This window comes from Actinosynnema sp. (assembly GCF_052038725.1).
In genome coordinates this window covers 1-2208 of sequence record NZ_JBQGCX010001207.1, presented here as the reverse complement: position 1 = coordinate 2208, position 2208 = coordinate 1, and the positions used below count along the sequence as shown (strand labels likewise).

Here is a 2208-nt window from a genome sequence, read left to right as displayed (position 1 = left end):
GCACCGCCACCCGCACCTCGTGCGGCTCCAGCGCGGCCCTGGGGCGGGGAGCGGCCACCACGCCGTCCGGGCCCGCCTCGAGCCGCCACGGCCCGTCCGGCACCGCCAGTGCGGGCCGGGGCTCGGCGACCAGCCGGGGCGCGAACGCCGTCCCACCGCGCACCGCCACCTGCTCCCGCCCGGACGACACCGCCGCCGCCACGTCCTCGGCGCGCTCGGCGTCCACCAGCACGATCCGCCCCGGCCACCGGACCTGGAGCGCGCCGACCGCGCCGCGCAGCGCCGCGCCCACCGGGTCGACCCGGTCCTGCCCGCGCACCGCCACCGCGTCGCGGGTCAGCACCACCCGCGCGGGGTGCTCCGCGAGCGCGTCCTCGACCTCCGCGCGCGCCCGCACCACCGGCCCGGCGACGTCGGCGCCGGAGCGCCCGCGCTGGTCGAGCACCACCGGATCACCACCGGGCGCGCCGGTCGGGCACGGCTCCCACACCTCGCGGAACAGCGCGCCCCGCCGCTCGGCCTCCGCCGCCGCGCGCGGTTCCACCGAGCCGATCGACGCGACGGGCGCGCCCTCGGCGTCGGCCAGGTCCAGCCGCGTCCCGCCGGGGGAGCGCAGCACCCGCGCCCGCAGCTCTCCCGGCGCGCGACCGGGGTGGTGCGGGACGACGTCGCGCCAGGCGTGCGCGAGCAGGTCGGGCGACGGGTCGCGGCCCAGCAGCGCGGCGGCCTCCAGCAGCGCCGGGTGGATCACCCACTCCTGCTCCGGAACCCCTTGCGGCAGCACGAGGTCCGCGTACCAGGCGGTGTCGTCCCGCCACACCGCGCGCACCCCCCGGAACGCCGGCCCGAGCCCGCCGGGGTGCACGACCGGCGCCGGTTCGGCGCCCGCCGGGGGCCACTCGTCGGGGCGCCAGGCTTCACCGTCCACTGCGGACTCGGCGAGAACCCCGGTGGCGCAACGCATCCAGACCCCCTCGTCCTCCCGCGCGTGCACCACCAGCTCCGTGCCGCTGATCCGCGCGCGCAGCGCCACCGGGTCCACCAGCCCCGGCGGCGCGTGCACCACCAGCTCGGCGACCCCGGCCAGCCCCGCCCGGCGCGCCGCGTGCAGCGCCACGTCCAGCAGCGCGGCGCCCGGCAGCACCGCGACGCCGTGCGCGGTCCGGTCCGCCAACCACGGCTGCTCAGCGGGGCGCACGCGCCCGGTGAACACCACCTCCTCGCTGCCCGGCACGTCCACCCGCGTGCCCAGCAGCGGGTGCCCGCCCTCGTCCAGCCCCAGCTCGCCCGGCGCGGTCGACGCCCGACCCCCGCGCGGTGGCAGGAACTCCCGCTGGAACGGGTAGGTCGGCAGCTCCACCGGCCGCCCCGCCGGGATCAGCCCCGTCCAGTCCACCGGCCTGCCCGCGCCGTGCGCCCGCGCCAGGTCGGCCAGGAACGCCTCCGCGCCCGCCCCGTCCGACCGGATCACCCGCAGCGGCCCGGCGTGCTCCTCCAACCAGGTCAGCGCCGCGTGCAGCCGGACCGGGCCGCGCAGCTGCCGCGCCCAGTAGGCCGCCGTGCCGAAGTCCTCGGCGGGCGCGCCCACCAGCGTCGACACCACCGGCAGCGCCGGGGCGCGCACCACCAGGCGCTCGGCGACCCGCGCCAGCTCCGCGACCAGCGGGTCGCAGTGGTGCGAGTGGAACGCCCCGCCCGCGCGCGGCTGCTCCACCGGGCGGCCCAGCGCCCGCCAGTGCCCCACGACCGCCGCGACCGCGTCCGCGTCACCGGAGACGACCGTGCTGTCCGGCCCGGTCACCGCCGCCACCGACACCCGTTCCCCCAGCGCCGCGGCCACTTCCGCCTCGCTCGCGCCGATCCGCGCCATCACGCCCGAGCGGGGCAGGTCGGCCAGCAGCCGGGCGCGGGCGGCCACCAGCGCAGCCGCGTCCGGCAGGTCCAGCACACCCGCGAGGTGCGCGGCGGCGACCTCGCCGACCGAGCGGCCCACGAGGTGGTCGGGCGCGGCGCCGTGGTGCTCGTAGAGCCGGAACAGCGCCACCTGGAAGGCGAACAGCGCGGGCTGCGCCACCTCCGGCCGGTCCAGGTCGCCGCCGTGGAACACCAGGTCGGTCAGCGGCGCCTCGAACCTCGCCACCACCTCGTCCCACGCCGAGGCGAACACCGGGAACGCGTCGTACAGGTCGCGGCCCATGCCCGCGCGCT

1 protein-coding gene is annotated in these 2208 nt (G+C 79.8%); it reads right to left on the bottom strand.

Features of this window, described 5'->3' with window-relative positions:
- The coding region (locus ACTUAL_RS25385; RefSeq protein ID WP_440902010.1) for an acyltransferase domain-containing protein at nucleotides 1-2208 on the bottom strand (2208 nt) is incomplete at both ends.